This window comes from Paraburkholderia aromaticivorans (genome assembly GCF_002278075.1).
Taxonomy (GTDB): Bacteria; Pseudomonadota; Gammaproteobacteria; order Burkholderiales; family Burkholderiaceae; genus Paraburkholderia; species Paraburkholderia aromaticivorans.
In genome coordinates this window covers 934,675-947,389 of record NZ_CP022990.1, presented here as the reverse complement: position 1 = coordinate 947,389, position 12,715 = coordinate 934,675, and the positions used below count along the sequence as shown (strand labels likewise).

Annotated in this window: 17 protein-coding genes and 1 pseudogene; 8 read left to right on the top strand and 10 right to left on the bottom strand. The window is 64.8% G+C overall.

Annotation, left to right across the window (positions count from 1 at the left end):
* Positions 1 to 84: 84 nt before the first annotated feature.
* From CJU94_RS23995 to CJU94_RS23980, 4 genes are all read left to right on the top strand, one after another.
* The gene (locus CJU94_RS23995; protein ID WP_095422768.1) at positions 85 to 873 is read left to right on the top strand and encodes a carboxymuconolactone decarboxylase family protein; all 789 of its coding nucleotides are present in this window, start codon (positions 85 to 87) and stop codon (positions 871 to 873) included.
* The gene (locus CJU94_RS23990; RefSeq protein ID WP_157763801.1) at positions 866 to 1,081 is read left to right on the top strand and encodes a hypothetical protein; all 216 of its coding nucleotides are present in this window, start codon (positions 866 to 868) and stop codon (positions 1,079 to 1,081) included. Before CJU94_RS23995 ends, CJU94_RS23990 begins: the two co-directional genes overlap by 8 nt.
* A 15-nt stretch (positions 1,082 to 1,096) precedes the next feature.
* Positions 1,097 to 1,819: a 2,3-bisphosphoglycerate-dependent phosphoglycerate mutase gene (locus CJU94_RS23985; protein ID WP_095421161.1), complete on the top strand. Its 723-nt coding sequence runs from the start codon at positions 1,097 to 1,099 to the stop codon at positions 1,817 to 1,819.
* 108 nt (positions 1,820 to 1,927) lie between these two features.
* Complete coding sequence (locus tag CJU94_RS23980; protein WP_095421160.1) at positions 1,928 to 2,596, top strand: GntR family transcriptional regulator; 669 nt, start codon at positions 1,928 to 1,930, stop codon at positions 2,594 to 2,596.
* 167 nt (positions 2,597 to 2,763) lie between these two features.
* Here the strand turns inward: CJU94_RS23980 and CJU94_RS23975 are convergent, their stop codons facing one another.
* The 7 genes and pseudogenes from CJU94_RS23975 to CJU94_RS23950 all read right to left on the bottom strand — a co-directional run bounded on the left by CJU94_RS23975 (position 2,764) and on the right by CJU94_RS23950 (position 8,056).
* A complete protein-coding gene (locus tag CJU94_RS23975; RefSeq protein WP_095421159.1) occupies positions 2,764 to 3,762 on the bottom strand; it encodes a fatty acid desaturase in 999 nt (332 codons plus the stop codon).
* A gap of 171 nt (positions 3,763 to 3,933) precedes the next feature.
* A complete protein-coding gene (locus CJU94_RS23970) occupies positions 3,934 to 4,722 on the bottom strand; it encodes a CDP-diacylglycerol diphosphatase (protein ID WP_095421158.1) in 789 nt (262 codons plus the stop codon).
* Between the two features lie 55 nt (positions 4,723 to 4,777).
* On the bottom strand, positions 4,778 to 6,232 hold the full coding sequence (iaaH, locus tag CJU94_RS23965; protein ID WP_095421157.1) for an indoleacetamide hydrolase: 1,455 nt from the start codon (positions 6,230 to 6,232) through the stop codon (positions 4,778 to 4,780).
* On the bottom strand, positions 6,216 to 6,398 hold the full coding sequence (locus CJU94_RS42555) for a hypothetical protein (RefSeq protein ID WP_425272225.1): 183 nt from the start codon (positions 6,396 to 6,398) through the stop codon (positions 6,216 to 6,218). The genes iaaH and CJU94_RS42555 overlap by 17 nt, the downstream gene beginning before the upstream one ends.
* A gap of 5 nt (positions 6,399 to 6,403) precedes the next feature.
* A pseudogene (locus CJU94_RS42550) lies at positions 6,404 to 6,712 on the bottom strand (ferritin-like domain-containing protein); the annotation flags it as partial.
* A 140-nt stretch (positions 6,713 to 6,852) separates the two neighbouring features.
* The gene (locus tag CJU94_RS23955) at positions 6,853 to 7,068 is read right to left on the bottom strand and encodes a transcriptional regulator (RefSeq protein ID WP_095421156.1); all 216 of its coding nucleotides are present in this window, start codon (positions 7,066 to 7,068) and stop codon (positions 6,853 to 6,855) included.
* A gap of 328 nt (positions 7,069 to 7,396) precedes the next feature.
* Positions 7,397 to 8,056 (bottom strand): NADPH-dependent FMN reductase, encoded by a 660-nt coding sequence (locus CJU94_RS23950; protein ID WP_095421155.1) that lies wholly within the window; start codon positions 8,054 to 8,056, stop codon positions 7,397 to 7,399.
* 448 nt (positions 8,057 to 8,504) lie between these two features.
* Here CJU94_RS23950 and CJU94_RS23945 point away from each other — a divergent pair, with 448 nt between their 5' ends.
* From CJU94_RS23945 to CJU94_RS23935, 3 genes are all read left to right on the top strand, one after another.
* Entirely contained in the window at positions 8,505 to 9,194 is a 690-nt protein-coding gene (locus CJU94_RS23945; RefSeq protein WP_095422767.1) for a J domain-containing protein, read from the top strand.
* 327 nt (positions 9,195 to 9,521) lie between these two features.
* Positions 9,522 to 9,722, top strand: coding sequence for a hypothetical protein (locus tag CJU94_RS23940; RefSeq protein WP_095421154.1), 201 nt, complete (start codon positions 9,522 to 9,524; stop codon positions 9,720 to 9,722).
* Positions 9,723 to 9,943: 221 nt separating this feature from the next.
* Complete coding sequence (locus CJU94_RS23935) at positions 9,944 to 10,468, top strand: arsenate reductase ArsC (protein ID WP_095422766.1); 525 nt, start codon at positions 9,944 to 9,946, stop codon at positions 10,466 to 10,468.
* Between the two features lie 189 nt (positions 10,469 to 10,657).
* Here CJU94_RS23935 and CJU94_RS23930 read toward each other — a convergent pair whose 3' ends face one another.
* On the bottom strand, positions 10,658 to 10,990 hold the full coding sequence (locus CJU94_RS23930; RefSeq protein ID WP_095421153.1) for an H-NS histone family protein: 333 nt from the start codon (positions 10,988 to 10,990) through the stop codon (positions 10,658 to 10,660).
* A 195-nt stretch (positions 10,991 to 11,185) separates the two neighbouring features.
* Complete coding sequence (locus CJU94_RS42290) at positions 11,186 to 11,314, bottom strand: hypothetical protein (RefSeq protein WP_279636657.1); 129 nt, start codon at positions 11,312 to 11,314, stop codon at positions 11,186 to 11,188.
* Positions 11,315 to 11,752: 438 nt separating this feature from the next.
* On the opposite strand from CJU94_RS42290, the gene CJU94_RS23925 reads away from it, so the two are divergent.
* The gene (locus CJU94_RS23925) at positions 11,753 to 12,073 is read left to right on the top strand and encodes a hypothetical protein (protein WP_095421152.1); all 321 of its coding nucleotides are present in this window, start codon (positions 11,753 to 11,755) and stop codon (positions 12,071 to 12,073) included.
* Positions 12,074 to 12,167: 94 nt separating this feature from the next.
* Here CJU94_RS23925 and CJU94_RS23920 read toward each other — a convergent pair whose 3' ends face one another.
* On the bottom strand, positions 12,168 to 12,440 hold the full coding sequence (locus CJU94_RS23920) for a hypothetical protein (RefSeq protein WP_095421151.1): 273 nt from the start codon (positions 12,438 to 12,440) through the stop codon (positions 12,168 to 12,170).
* Positions 12,441 to 12,715 lie beyond the last annotated feature (275 nt).

Genomic DNA, 12,715 nt, shown 5'->3' with positions numbered 1-12,715 from the left:
CGTGCGGTGGCGTGGCGTTCTGAGCGAACCTCCCGCACGCGCCGAAGCATTACGCGCTGGATGGCCAACAAGGGAATTCAGATCATGACCCAGACCACACCGCAGCCCGACGCGTCCCGTCTTCGTGACGAACTCGTCAGCCTGCACGGCAAGGCGAGTCCCGAGTGGGACAGCCTCGTGCGCCTCGACCCTCGTTTCGTCGATGCCTACCTGAAGTTCGCGGGCGTGCCGCGGCGCAGGAATCATCTCGACGACAAGACGCGCGCGTTCATCGCGCTGGCCGCCGATGCCTGCGCGACGCAGTTGTACGCGCCGGGCGTCGCGCGTCATATCGACCGCGCGCTGTCTTTTGGCGCGACGCGCGAGGAGCTGATCGAAGTGCTGGAGTTGATCAGCACGATCGGCATTCACACCAGCAACGTCGGCGTGCCGGTGCTGCTCGAAGTGCTGGAAGAAGAGGGTTTGCGGCATGGCGCGCCGCCGCTCGACGACCGGAGGCAAAAGTTGAAAGCGGAGTTCGAGACGAATCGCGGCTACTGGCATCCGACGTGGGAAGGCCTGCTCGAACTCGATCCTGACCTGTTCGAAGCGTATGTCGAGTTCTCGTCGGTGCCGTGGCGCACCGGCGTGCTGAGCCCGAAAATCAAGGAGTTCATGTACTGCGCGTTCGACGCCTCGGCGACGCATCTCTATGTGCCGGGCCTCAAACTGCATATCCGCAACGCGCTGCGTTACGGCGCCACCGCCGAAGAGTTGATGGAGTTGCTGGAGATCGTCAGCGTGACGGGGATTCACGGCGCGGAGCTGGGCGCGCCGCTGCTGGAAGCCGCGCTGAAGCGCGGCGGCGCGGCGGCGGGAGATGCGCATGCGTAATCCGGCCATGCGCGAGTCCGTTTTTTTCATGGGTCCGGCGCCGCGCGAGCGCGCTGCGCCACGCGTCCCGTCTTTGCCGGCCAACGCGAAGCCTGAGCTGGGCGCTTCGGCGTGGCGGGCGATGCAAGCGCCGCCGCTTTCGGTGCTCGCGTCGAACAGCAGCGAGCATGCGCACGTGCTGGCCGTTGCGATTCTCGGCTACAACTAAAGCCAGGCGATCGACATGACTCGTCAACCGGGCACCCTGGTCGTGCTGCGTCACGGCCAGTCGGTATGGAATCGCACCAACCGCTTTACCGGCTGGAGCGACGTCGGTCTGTCCGTGCAGGGCGTGGCGGATGCGCGGCGCGTCGGGGAGCGGCTGCGCGCGGCGGGCTTTCGCTTCGATCTGGCGGTGAGCTCGGCGCTGTTGCGCGCGACCGATACGCTTGCGCATGCGCTGCGGACCCTCGGGCAACCACCGCCCAGAATCGTGCGCTCGTGGCGGTTGAACGACCGCCACTACGGCATGCTGACGGGCATGGAGAAAAACGAGGCGGCGCTCGCGTTTGGCGCGGAGCGCGTGCGGCAATGGCGGCGCGGCTTCGACCTGGCGCCGCCGGCGCTCGATGCGGACCTGCACGCGGCGCTGGTGCGCGCCTTGCGCGACGACGCGATGCCCGATGCCGACGCGTTGCCCCGCAGCGAAAGTCTGCGCGACACGTTGCGGCGCGTGCTGCCGCTATGGGACGAATCCGTTGCGCCGGCCCTGACACGCGGCCAGTCGGTGCTGATGGTGGGGCACGGCAATTCGTTGCGCGCGTTGTTCAAGCAACTCGACGACATCGGCGACCACGCGATCGCCTCGCTCGAAGTCGCGCACGCGGAGCCGTTGGTCATGAGATTCGATGCAACGCTCTCCGTGATTTCGCGCACACCGCTCGCCGCACTGCCGCCCGGCCGCTGAACCGCATGCCGGCTTGCGGTTTTTCCGCCCTGCGCGCGTCAAAGACTGCCGGTGACGAAGCCGCTCACGTATCATGGAGGCTGAATCTTGTCGGACGGGAATACAATAATGTCAACAGACATGGGGTTGATCAGACCCGAGACGCTGCGGCATCACGTCGAGAACGTGCTGCGGCAGGCAATCGTGAGCGGACGTTTCGCGCCTGGCGCGCGCCTGATCGAACGCGAGCTGTGCGAGTCGCTGGGCGTGAGCCGTACGTCGGTGCGTGAGGCGCTGCGCAAGCTCGAAGCGGAAAAACTGGTGCGCAGCGTGCCGCACAAGGGCCCCATCGTCGCGGTGATGTCCAAAGAGGAAGCGGTCGAGCTGTATGCGCTGCGCGGGCTGCTCGAAGGTTTTGCCGCCCACGAATTTGCCCGCCTGGCCCACGACGACGCGATCGCGCGCTTTGGCGAAGTGGCGAAGGACCTGCGCGCCCAGGCCGCGGCGCAGAACCAGGAGGGCGTTCTGCGCGCAAAGACCGCGCTGTACGATCTGCTGCTGGAGAACTGCGGCAATGCGCTGGTCCGCGAAATCCTCAACAGTCTCTATTCGCGCATCAATCTGCTGCGCACCACCTCGCTGATGCATCCGGAGCGGCTGCCGGACAGCCTGCGCGAAATCGACCGGCTGTATAAGGCGTTGAAGGCGCGCGACGGCGAGGCGGCGCAGGAGATCGCGCGTCTGCACGTCGCCAATGCCGAGAAGGCCGCGCTGCGGATGCTGGAAAGCGCGGAATAGAGACGCGCGCCGCATTGGATCGCGGCCTGCCGGGCACGCATGTCGCATGCGGCCCGTCATGGCGACGATTCGACTCGACGTGTGCTCGTGGTTGTGTATCGCGAATCGATGCTGGCGGGACGGATATCGAAGCGCCTGCGCAATGGCTGGCGCTGCATTGAATGGGATTACCGCCATTCTCTCGCGAAGCCGGCGGAAGCAGGCGGATGCCTCGGGGCGAACTCAGCCGCATTGCCGTGCACCGGATGCGCGAGCGCAGCGAACGCATAGCGCCTCAACCATTCGCCGTAACCCTGTACAAGAAAGCCTCCCGAGCGTTCCACGTACTGCTCGCGCGATGTTTCATAGACCTTCCGAAGTGCAAACCACGGCACATGCGGCAAGTCGTGATGAACCAGATGGTAGTTGTTGTTCAGAAACAGCAGGCGCCAGAACCACGCCGCCTCGTTGATGACAGTGCGATGCTCGTGCGCCTGCGCCGCACGATGTTCCTGAAACGAGCGCACCGAACCGAGCGACAGCGAACCATAGCCCACGCCGACAACAAAGACCCACGCCGGAATCGCGCACGCGTGTTGCAGCCAGGCGGTTAGCGCGGCGAGCGCGGCGAAATGCGCAAGCCACACCGGGACATCGCGCCAGTCGCCGCCTTTGATTCGACGCAGCGCGTTCACGCCGGTTGCGGCAATCGCGAACGCCGGCCCGACCAGCAGGCGGCCGAAAAACGTATTACGGAAGGTCAGCAGCGCGCGAATTGCCCAACCCGCGCGTTGCCACGCGAATGCGCTCACGAAGTAACTCTCCGGGTCGCGCTCGGGGTGCGTGAGATGCGGATCGTCATGGTGCTGAAGATGTGAATCGCGGTAGACGCCGTACGGAAAACACACGGCAAGCGGCGCGCAACCGAGCAGCGCATTGACGAACGGCGAGCGCGTGGGATGGCCGTGCAGCAGTTCATGTTGCAACGACATGTACCACGTGCCGAGCACAGCCAGCAGCAGCGTAGTGAGCGGTAAGCCGAGGTCGCGCGCGTGCGTCGCCACGCTGAACCATCCGCCGTAGATCGTCGTGATCAGCGCCCAGGTCGGCCATTGCGTGCGCCATGTCCAGCTTGTCGCGAGGCGGGCGAGTGTGTTGCGTTGCGTGTCGTCGAGGTAAATCGCCATTTGCGGGATCGGTCGGAATGCAGATTCAGACCGATCCTACGGACCCCTGCGCGTTGCCAGAACCATTTTGTTCAGCAATGCATCTGCTAAAACGTGCATAGCGGCGCCAGCTTGCGCGGAGCGCGCCGCCGGGCTCGCGTCGCTCAGGCACGTTCGGGCACGTTCAGCTACTCAGCGCGCGTCCGCCACGCGGCAGGCGTGATCGAGCAGGCCTTCGGCCGAGCCGCTGCCGTCGTTCACGTCGATCCCGCTGTTCACCACCAGCCAGCCGTCTTTTTCAGCGGACGGCCCCGCGCCCGTCACGAGGATGGTTTGCGTGGCCATCGTCCCGGCGCCCTGATTGTCCCGCGCGACGAGGCGAAACGGGTTGTCCGCCTGTGCGAGCGCGGTCACGCGCATGATGCGGTAACGGTTGCCGTCGAGCGTATCCCACCGCCATTCGTCAGGCGTGTCTTTCGCGTGGCGCGCGAGCGCTTCGCTGATATCGCCGCGCATGCAATCGATATGAATATGCAACTGGTTTTGCGAGCGGCGGTATTGCGAGTTGATTTCGAGTCCGAGTTGATTGTCGGGCAGCGTGCGCTTGACCGACTTCCCGACATAGCTCCGTGCGTTCCACGCGTCGACCCAATAATCCCGCGCATGCGGCGCCAGCACGAGCGGGCTTTCGATGCCGGTGATGCGGTCGGTCGGAATCAGCAGATACTGCGACCGTCCGACAATATCCTTCAGGATCGCGTAACGTTGATCGAGATCGACGGTCGTGCATTGGCCCGGCGTGCCGGTGGCCTGTTGCGACGGCACGCAGCGCAGGTCGACGATTTTCCACAGCGCATTCGAGTCGACCGCGGCGAGGCGCGCGCAGGCGCCGGCGGCCAGCGCGACGGCCAACGTCGCGACAATTCGCGCGGCGCGGCGCGAGAGGACCCGCTGAGGCTGGGCGGGCGGCGGTGTTGTCATTGGCGGCAGAGTCGAATTGTTCAGGGGAGTCGCAAAGCTTGTCTTGGTTTTGGTATCAGAGCGAGGGCGCCGGCAGTGGGCCGAGCAGCTGCTCGAAGGCGACGCCGATTGCCAGAAGGCGCCGGTCTTCGCCGAGCGGGCCGTCCAGTTCGAGACCGACCGGCAGGCCGCCCGCCGTCATGCCCGCCGGCAGCGAGAGTCCCGGAATGCCCGAGGTGCTGGCCGGATCGGTGTTGCGCAGGAACGCGTCCATGGTGTCGATCGGCGCCGAACCGTCGATGCAGACCGTCGACGAGCCGTTCACGTCGTCGATCGGCACGGCGGCGAGGCGCGTGGTCGGAAACAGCAGCGCGTCGAGGCGCTCGTCGGCGAACGTCGCCGCCATGTACTGCTGCAAGCGCGGCCGCCATTCATTCAGCGCCGCGTCGTAGTGTTCGCCAAGGACATCGGCGAGTACGCCGTCGTAGATCGCGCGCACGTCCGGGCTGGCGATGCGGGCCGCCATCCCGGCGACGGTCTTGACGGGTGCGTCGTTGGCGATCAGCCAGGCGAGCACGTCCTCGCGCGCCTCATGAATCGCGAGCGGGCCGCCCACCATGCCGTTCAGATCGTCCAGTTCGCTCATCGCCACCGGCACGAACACCACGCCCGCCGCTTCGAGCTTCTTCAACGCGATTCGCGCGACGTCCTCCACCCGCCGCTCGAGCCCTTCCCACAGCGGCGCGGGCAGGCCGATGCGCAAGCCGTTCAACGCGATCGCCGGCAGCGCGCCGGCGCCGGTGATCACGCCGTCGAGCAGCGCGATATCCTCGACGGTGCGCGCCATCGGCCCGACCGTGTCGCGCGTATGGCTGATCGGCACCACGGCGTCCGGATCGTGATAGCGCCGTTCGGCGCCGCCGTTGCCGACCGACGGACGAAACCCCGCAGTGCCCGTCAACGCGGCGGGAATGCGGGTCGAGCCGCCGGTGTCGGTGCCCAGCCCCGCCGGCGCGATGCGCGCGGCGATCGCTGCGGCCGTGCCGCCCGAAGAGCCGCCTGGAATCAGCGTGGGGTCGTAGGGATTGCGCACCGGCCCGGCATGCGTGGCGAGGTTTGTACTCGTAATGCCGAATGCGAGTTCGTGCATGTTGGCTTTGCCGAGCACGATCGCGCCGGCGTCGATAAGCTGCTGCACCGAGGGCGCATTGGTCTTCGGCACGAAGCCCTCGAGCGCCGGGGTGCCCGCCGAGGTCTGCAAGCCGGCAGTGTTGATGTTGTCCTTCACCACCACGGCGAGGCCCGCGAGCGGCAAGCGAGCCTTCGCTTCCGCGGGCAATGCGTCGATGCGCCGCGCCGCGGCGAGCGCACCGTCGAGATCGAGCGTGGTGAGCGCATTGAGGCTCGAGAGCGCGGTCGCGCGCGCGAGCAGGGTGGCCACATAGTCGGCGGCGCTCAGGCGGCCGGACTGGATCGCGGCGACGGCCTGGGTGGCGGTCAACGCGAGTTGTTCATCAACGGTCCATGTCATGGCCGGCGTCTCCTGGTGTCGTTTTGCGGCGCGAGGGTTTCATGAAGCGTAACGCGAGACGCGCCAGCGTGGGCATCCGCTTGGGACGCAACAGTCTTGCGTCGTAGCCGCTCATGCGCCGGTCGTTTTCCGCGAGGCACAGCGCGAACGGGTCGCGCGTGTTCATGGCTTCACCGAGATGACTGCGCGCGGCAGCGGATCGCTCAATTTCGCCGCATAGGTATGCACGGCGATCGACGCGCGGCCTCCGGTCTGCCCCGCGATGTCCCGGATCGGCAGCGAACGCTGCCGTTCGAGTGCATCCGGCGGCAATGCCGGCCAGTCGAGCACGGCCGGCTTGTGGGGGTTGTGGGTGTCAGGCCGCATGCGGCAAAACGTCTGCCTGTGAGCCTCGGAGCCGATCTTTACGCGGGCGGGGCCGCGCAATGTCGCGTGGCGCAGGGCGCGGTCTTCAGCAACATCTGTCAGTGTGTCGGACATGGCAGGCGTACAGAGGGCGAACTCGATGTGTCGCGTATTCTGTCATAACCGTTCGAATCCTGACGCCGGGCCGCGCAAGCCTCACAGCGCGTCTTCTGACGCGAGTGAGGCTCGCATGTTGCGATAGAAGCGAGTGACGCTCACTGGTGGTTATCGATCCACATGCGTCCCCAGCGGAATGCATAGGCGAGCGCGTGCTCTTCGTCGAAGAAGTAATCGAGCGCGTCGAATGAATAAGCCTGACCGTGGTTCGCGGAAGTTTTCTCGATGGTCAGGTTGGCGGCGAACAGGCCATTGGGCAGCCGTTGCGCGACCGGAGCAACTTCGTAACCCTTGTAGCGAATATGTGCGTTCATGATTTTTTGGCAGTCAATGTCCCCGCGTGCGTGCGAGAAGGCCGGCACATCGGACGCGACCCGGAGCGTCACGCGGCCGGTAAATCAGCGGGCAGGTCAAGCGTAGGCCGCGCTGCGCAGCGGGTGAACCAATCAATCGTCGAAAGCAAATCAGCACGCAGGTTTGGAAGAGCCCCGATCGGATCATAAGCGCTGTGTTCCAGCACACTATCCGGCGTAGTGGATCGCGGGTCTGTTATGTGCCGCACGGTTTGTATCAACGACGACGCACGCCGTGGGCCGCCCGGGCGGATTCACGGCGTCGTGAGAGGGGACGCGGACTAGGGGATTAAACCGCGTGCAGCAGGCGTGCGGGTTGTGCGTCCTTCAGCGCGTTGCCGAGCGGCGCGGCGTCGGGCGTGCGATGCGCGTTGAACGCCAGCGCGAATTGCGCGGCTTGCCGGCCGACCGTGGCGAGCTGATCGACGACCTTCGCGTCGGAACAGGTGTCGACCGTGTCGAAGCGCGTTTCCAGTGTATTGATGCCGGCGCCGAACGGCGTGGGCCAGCCGCGCAGCGCGTGAACGATCGAGCGCAAGGAAGTCAGCACCGAACCCGCGGCCTGCCAGCCATACGCCGTGACGATACAGCCGACCGCGCGGCCGTCCAGGTACGGGCGCTCGTCGGCACGCAATTCCTCGAGCGTGTCGAGCGCGTTCTTGACGAGACCGGAGACGCCGCCGTGATAGCCCGGCGTGGCGATGATCAGTGCGTCCGCGTGGCGCACGGCCTCGATCAGTTCGAGCTGTTCATCCGTGCGGTGGGGCTGTTCCGGCGCATAGTGAGGCAGGCTATGCAGGAAGGTGCCGCCGAACAGGCGGGTGTTCGCGCCGGCAGCCTGCGCGCCGCGCAACGCGAAGCCGAGCGCGCGCTCGGTCGACGAAGCGGCGCGCGTCGTGCCGCCGATGCCGACGACGAGCGGGCGGCGAGAATGATCGAAACTGGTCAACGAAATGCTCCTTCGGTAGCGGCTCACGATGCGCCGGCGCGGGGCTGCGCGCGGCGAACCGGGGCGAACCGGACTTTGAAGTGTCATCTTAATGAGCGCGGGGCGCGGCACGAAGCGACTTTTTGTTCTAACGATATAACCGCGCGGGGCGTTGGCGCGGCCCGGCGCGTCCGCAGTCGGCATGGCGCGGGCGCTGCAATGCACTCGAGGCCGTGCCGGATAAGCATATGGCGAAGCATTGTTTGGGAGCGCGACAGCGGGCGGCTATGATCGAAGCGTCTCCTCCATGACATCTCCTTGACATGGGATTGGGCCTCGCCACGCCAGTGGCGGGGCCGTTTTTTTGTCCGGCGAACGCTTGGCGTCCGTGCGAGCCGCTTCACCATAAAGCCGTTTTTTGCATGCTACGATGGTCCGCGAAGCGAATCACGGCGAGGTCGAGCAAGCAATGGCAACTCTTTATGACACCCTCGGCGTGCCCACGCACGCCACGGAAGAAGAAATCAAGCGGGCGTACCGGAAGGCCGCGATGAAATGGCATCCCGATCGCAACGGCGGCGCCGAGGAAGTTGCGCGCGCCACCTTCCAGGAAATCAAGGACGCGTACGCGATCCTCTCCGACGCCACGCAGCGCAAGGTTTACGACTCGGTCTACGCCGAGCAGATGCGCGGCTGGGAAGCACAACGCGCGCGCCAGCAGCAGGCGCAAGCCGAGCGCGAAGCGGCGGCGCGTGCCGCGGACGAGGCCGCGTATGCGGAGATGGTCTCGCTCGCCATGCGTTTCGCCGACGAGGGCCACAATCGCGATGTGCTGTTCGGCGTGCTGCTCGGGCGTCGATGCGAGGCGGGTCGAGCCGCGCAGATCGCGGATAGTGTGTCGGCGTTGCAGGCCTCACGCCGCGAAGCGGCGAAGGCGGAAGCCGATGCGGCGAATACTCCGGGGGTGTCCGAGGCGGCCGAGGTTGCCGATGTCCCGGCCGGGCCCGAGGCGGCATCGGGGAAACAGGCCGCCGCTGCGCAAGACGCACAGACCCACCGCGCCAACCCGGACAAGCGCGCGGAACCGGCAGCCGAGACGCATCCGGCCGGCGTATTCGAAGGTCTGTGGTTTCAGTTTCTCAACGGACTACGGTTTTGACATGTCACGGTGCTTGCCCGGCGACTCGAGCCGGGCAACCAGCCGAACGTTGCCATGCCGGCGGCAACGATCGTGTTTCAGGCCGAATGCCGAGCCCGCGAATCGACAGCCGTGTGAGGAATCGCGTGCCCTGGCCGCTAGACCATAGACGTAGACCGAATTGATATAGAAAGCGGGCTTTAGCGCTCGAATGTGCGCTTCTAGAATCAAGAACATGGCCGTGACACGCGTCGTTCGAACACGGCAAGTAAGAGCGATGCCTGCTCGTCGTCATGCGAACCGCTTCGCTCGAGTTTCACGCAGTCGATCCCTCGAGGTACGACGGCCATGTTCACTTTCATCGTAGTCGTCGCGGTGGCGGCGTTTATTCCCTACGTCGCGGCACCCGCCGTGGTCAATGGCGTCAAGGCGATCAGCACGCCGCCCGCGGCGATGTTGTTCGATACGCCGCCCGCAGCGGCGGCCGACGGCAGCGATGCCGCCAACCGCATCGTGTCCGGCCAGCGCGAGACCGGCGCTTCGGTCTGAAGCGCTCGCGCTTCGCCCGATCTTCCGTGAAGGGTCAATGAAAGCTGTGCGGCCGCGCTGGTACACTTCGGGCCCAGCGCAACGCGCGCTGTCCGTGAGCCGACGTTCCCTGGTACAAATTCTCGTGGCGCAACAAATTTGATCATCGTAGTGTCACGAGGGCGCAAGACTGAACCGGCAAAATTGCACACAGAAACAAAAAAACAGGGTACGGGGTGAGCGTGACCAGAAAATACAAGGTGCTGTTTCTCTGCCGCGAGAATTCAGCACGCAGCATCATGGCCGAAGCTTTATTGCGGGAACTGGCGGGACACCGGTTCAACGCATTCAGCGCGGGGCCGGAGCCGGCCGCGCGGGTTGATCCATTCGCGATCGCGCAATTGCGCCCCGGCATCTCGGATCTGGGTGTGCTCAGTCCGAAAAGCTGGCTGGAATTCACCGGTGAATGGGCGCCGCGCATGGACCTCGTGGTTGCGCTGGATGAAGCCGTCGACGCACGGCATGCACCCGCGTTTCCGGGTGCACCACCGTCGTGCGCCTGGCACTTTGCCGATCCGCTCGCCGAGGGCCTGCGCGAGTTCGACCGCGCGCGCCTGTTCGAAAAGGTGTTCTGGCAAATCGTGCGGCAGGTCAGCGCGTTTATCGAACGGCCGGAGTACGCCGTTCCGCCATGCGCCGCCGCCTGTGCTGCGACGATCCCCGCCGCCGTCGCTTCGTCGCACGGGGCGACCACGTGCGACGCGTGAGCGCGCACCGGCATAGCCCCGGACTCGATTAAGCCCGAAGCGAAACGCCACGGAAAGTCATTGCGTGATTGACCCGATAGTCATTGGATCGCGATGCGCCGTCGGCTGCAGGTCGCTACGGGGCGAAGCCCTGTTTCTCATGGCGCGAGGCCGCCCGGCGACGTGCCTGAGCCTGCATGGTGCGGTGGTCTAGCGGTCGTTCGAGCGCGCGAGCGGACTGCCTGCGAATGGGTCGTTCTGCCAGTCCACACGCTTTTTCGGCTGCGGGGCGGGCGCCGGCGCAGGCGCGGCCGACAACTCAAAGTGATCGATAGACTGACCTGCGCTGATGGCCTGCTTCAGCCATTGGGGCATCTCACCCTGACCGTCCCAGCTATCTCCGGTCGCGCTACGGTAGCGTTCCGCTTTTTGCGCTGCCGGCTCGGACGCCAACACGGCGGCAAGGTCTTCTGGTTTGATACCAAACTCTTCCATGCGATGGCGGAGATACGCAATCATGCTATCTCGCTTCCTTTCGTCCATAAGATATTCGTCCTTCTAAAACGTCCAGCGTTCTGTCAGTTACAGATTGCAAGGGGAAACCGCGACAGCATCGAGCCCATATTCATGGGGACGGCCCGCAGTGTGGTTATCGATTGAAGGAAATTCCAAAGGCAGCGTCAGAAAAAACGTCGTTCCCTATATCGCGGCGCAGCATATGTCCGGTCCGGCCGCCTATCAAACCAGGTTATCAACCAATGAATATTCAAGCGCTCCGCTGCGCGGCAGACAAGGCTGGGTGAGCCTCATGCCCATGAGGGAAAAAACGGTATTGACGATGCATTGATTACGGATGACCGGTTTCATCTCCACGCTCCGTCTCTCGCCGGTGCCTCGCGCGGGGCCGATTATTTACGTTATGCCAGCATCATAACGCACTGTGTGGCCAAAGCACGCGCCGCTTCGGGTGATTTTGTTTCAAAAGCACTTTTTCGAACTAGCCGGCCGGGATGGACCGGCCTGGTGTTCCGCGATTGAATTCCTGGGCGGCCGAGCTATAAAGAAACAGCGGAGCCAAAATCCGCGCTGCCGACCTGTGGCGACTGATTCCGGCCAGTCGCGAGAACGCGTCCGACATCGGTTACGGGTCTGGCAACTCTTCACGCATTTAGTTCGATGACTCGCCGCGGCAGTTCGCATCGACATCGACTCGTCCGTCAGCCTCATCGGGCAATTCGGCGGTTTTTTTACGGATCAATTGTTTGGAGGACGAGAACTGCCGCGCCGGATTCAAGGAGTCTGGACATGAAACTACGATTATTGATGGCGGTGGCCAGCGCCGTGCTCTTTCTCGCGCCGCGAACCGCGAGCGCGCAGGAGATGCAGAGCCCACAGAGCGCCGGCATGTCGGGCCACGCGATGATGCAACGCAACGCCAACGAATCGGCGCAGGCCACGACCGATATTTCGTTCGGTGAAGCGGCACAGGGCACGGCGCCCGGCGCCCAGCCGGCACAGAACCTGTCCTACGGCGGCGCGGCAGCGGGGCAGTCGGAGTCGGGAACACGGCAAAGCCAGCCATGCTTTTCTTCAGAACCGCAATGCCGGGTCTACTTCGGGCGGTGACAGGTCTATCGTTGGGAATGCGGTGCGCAATGCAAGCACCGTATTCTCAATCTTCTGCCGCGATTTCCCCTCTCCGTTGAGCCGCACTGCGGCTTCAAGCCAGCGCCATGCCGTGCAGCGCATGATCGGCGCGTTCGCCAGGAGCTCCCGCCATGGAACCGAGATCGTGCCATTGCACCGCGGCGCGTGCGGTGAATCCGCGCAATTCGTCCAGCAGCGCGCGCCACGAGGCATGCCAGCGCGTTTCGCGGATGCACGTTCCCGATGAATCCGCGATGCGCAACACGCCGTTGTCCGGATAGAAAGTGACGGTGACCGGCATGCCGTCGATCACGCAAGTGGCGGTGCAGGGGCGGGTGGTAACCATGGGCGATGTCCTCGTTAGGGATGAGCGGTTAAAGTTGCGCGAACTGCCGACGAGGCCGTCAGCAAGCGCTGTGCCCGAGCGCCTGTGCCGCCTCGCCGGGTTTTGCCGCTTCCTGCTGCGGCCAGCGCACGCTGAGTGCATGCATGAGTGCATGCGCTGGCGCTGTGCAATAACCCCACGCCCGACCGCATTTTTCCGGAGTCTTCAGCGAGCGAATTAATACGATGTTATGGTGTATTCCATTCGGGTTTTCACTCGCTGGTTTTCCAGAACGC

Excerpts from the sequence above, each read along its gene's own strand:
- CJU94_RS23995 (WP_095422768.1), top strand. The coding sequence starts at position 85 with ATGACCCAGACCACACCGCAGCCCGACGCGTCCCGTCTTCGTGACGAA.
- CJU94_RS23990 (WP_157763801.1), top strand. The coding sequence starts at position 866 with ATGCGTAATCCGGCCATGCGCGAGTCCGTTTTTTTCATGGGTCCGGCG.
- CJU94_RS23985 (WP_095421161.1), top strand. The coding sequence starts at position 1,097 with ATGACTCGTCAACCGGGCACCCTGGTCGTGCTGCGTCACGGCCAGTCG.
- CJU94_RS23980 (WP_095421160.1), top strand. The coding sequence starts at position 1,928 with ATGTCAACAGACATGGGGTTGATCAGACCCGAGACGCTGCGGCATCAC.
- CJU94_RS23975 (WP_095421159.1), bottom strand. The coding sequence starts at position 3,762 with ATGGCGATTTACCTCGACGACACGCAACGCAACACACTCGCCCGCCTC.
- CJU94_RS23970 (WP_095421158.1), bottom strand. The coding sequence starts at position 4,722 with ATGACAACACCGCCGCCCGCCCAGCCTCAGCGGGTCCTCTCGCGCCGC.
- iaaH (WP_095421157.1), bottom strand. The coding sequence starts at position 6,232 with ATGACATGGACCGTTGATGAACAACTCGCGTTGACCGCCACCCAGGCC.
- CJU94_RS42555 (WP_425272225.1), bottom strand. The coding sequence starts at position 6,398 with ATGAACACGCGCGACCCGTTCGCGCTGTGCCTCGCGGAAAACGACCGG.
- CJU94_RS23955 (WP_095421156.1), bottom strand. The coding sequence starts at position 7,068 with ATGAACGCACATATTCGCTACAAGGGTTACGAAGTTGCTCCGGTCGCG.
- CJU94_RS23945 (WP_095422767.1), top strand. The coding sequence starts at position 8,505 with ATGGCAACTCTTTATGACACCCTCGGCGTGCCCACGCACGCCACGGAA.
- CJU94_RS23940 (WP_095421154.1), top strand. The coding sequence starts at position 9,522 with ATGTTCACTTTCATCGTAGTCGTCGCGGTGGCGGCGTTTATTCCCTAC.
- CJU94_RS23930 (WP_095421153.1), bottom strand. The coding sequence starts at position 10,990 with ATGGACGAAAGGAAGCGAGATAGCATGATTGCGTATCTCCGCCATCGC.
- CJU94_RS42290 (WP_279636657.1), bottom strand. The coding sequence starts at position 11,314 with ATGAAACCGGTCATCCGTAATCAATGCATCGTCAATACCGTTTTTTCC.
- CJU94_RS23925 (WP_095421152.1), top strand. The coding sequence starts at position 11,753 with ATGAAACTACGATTATTGATGGCGGTGGCCAGCGCCGTGCTCTTTCTC.
- CJU94_RS23920 (WP_095421151.1), bottom strand. The coding sequence starts at position 12,440 with ATGGTTACCACCCGCCCCTGCACCGCCACTTGCGTGATCGACGGCATG.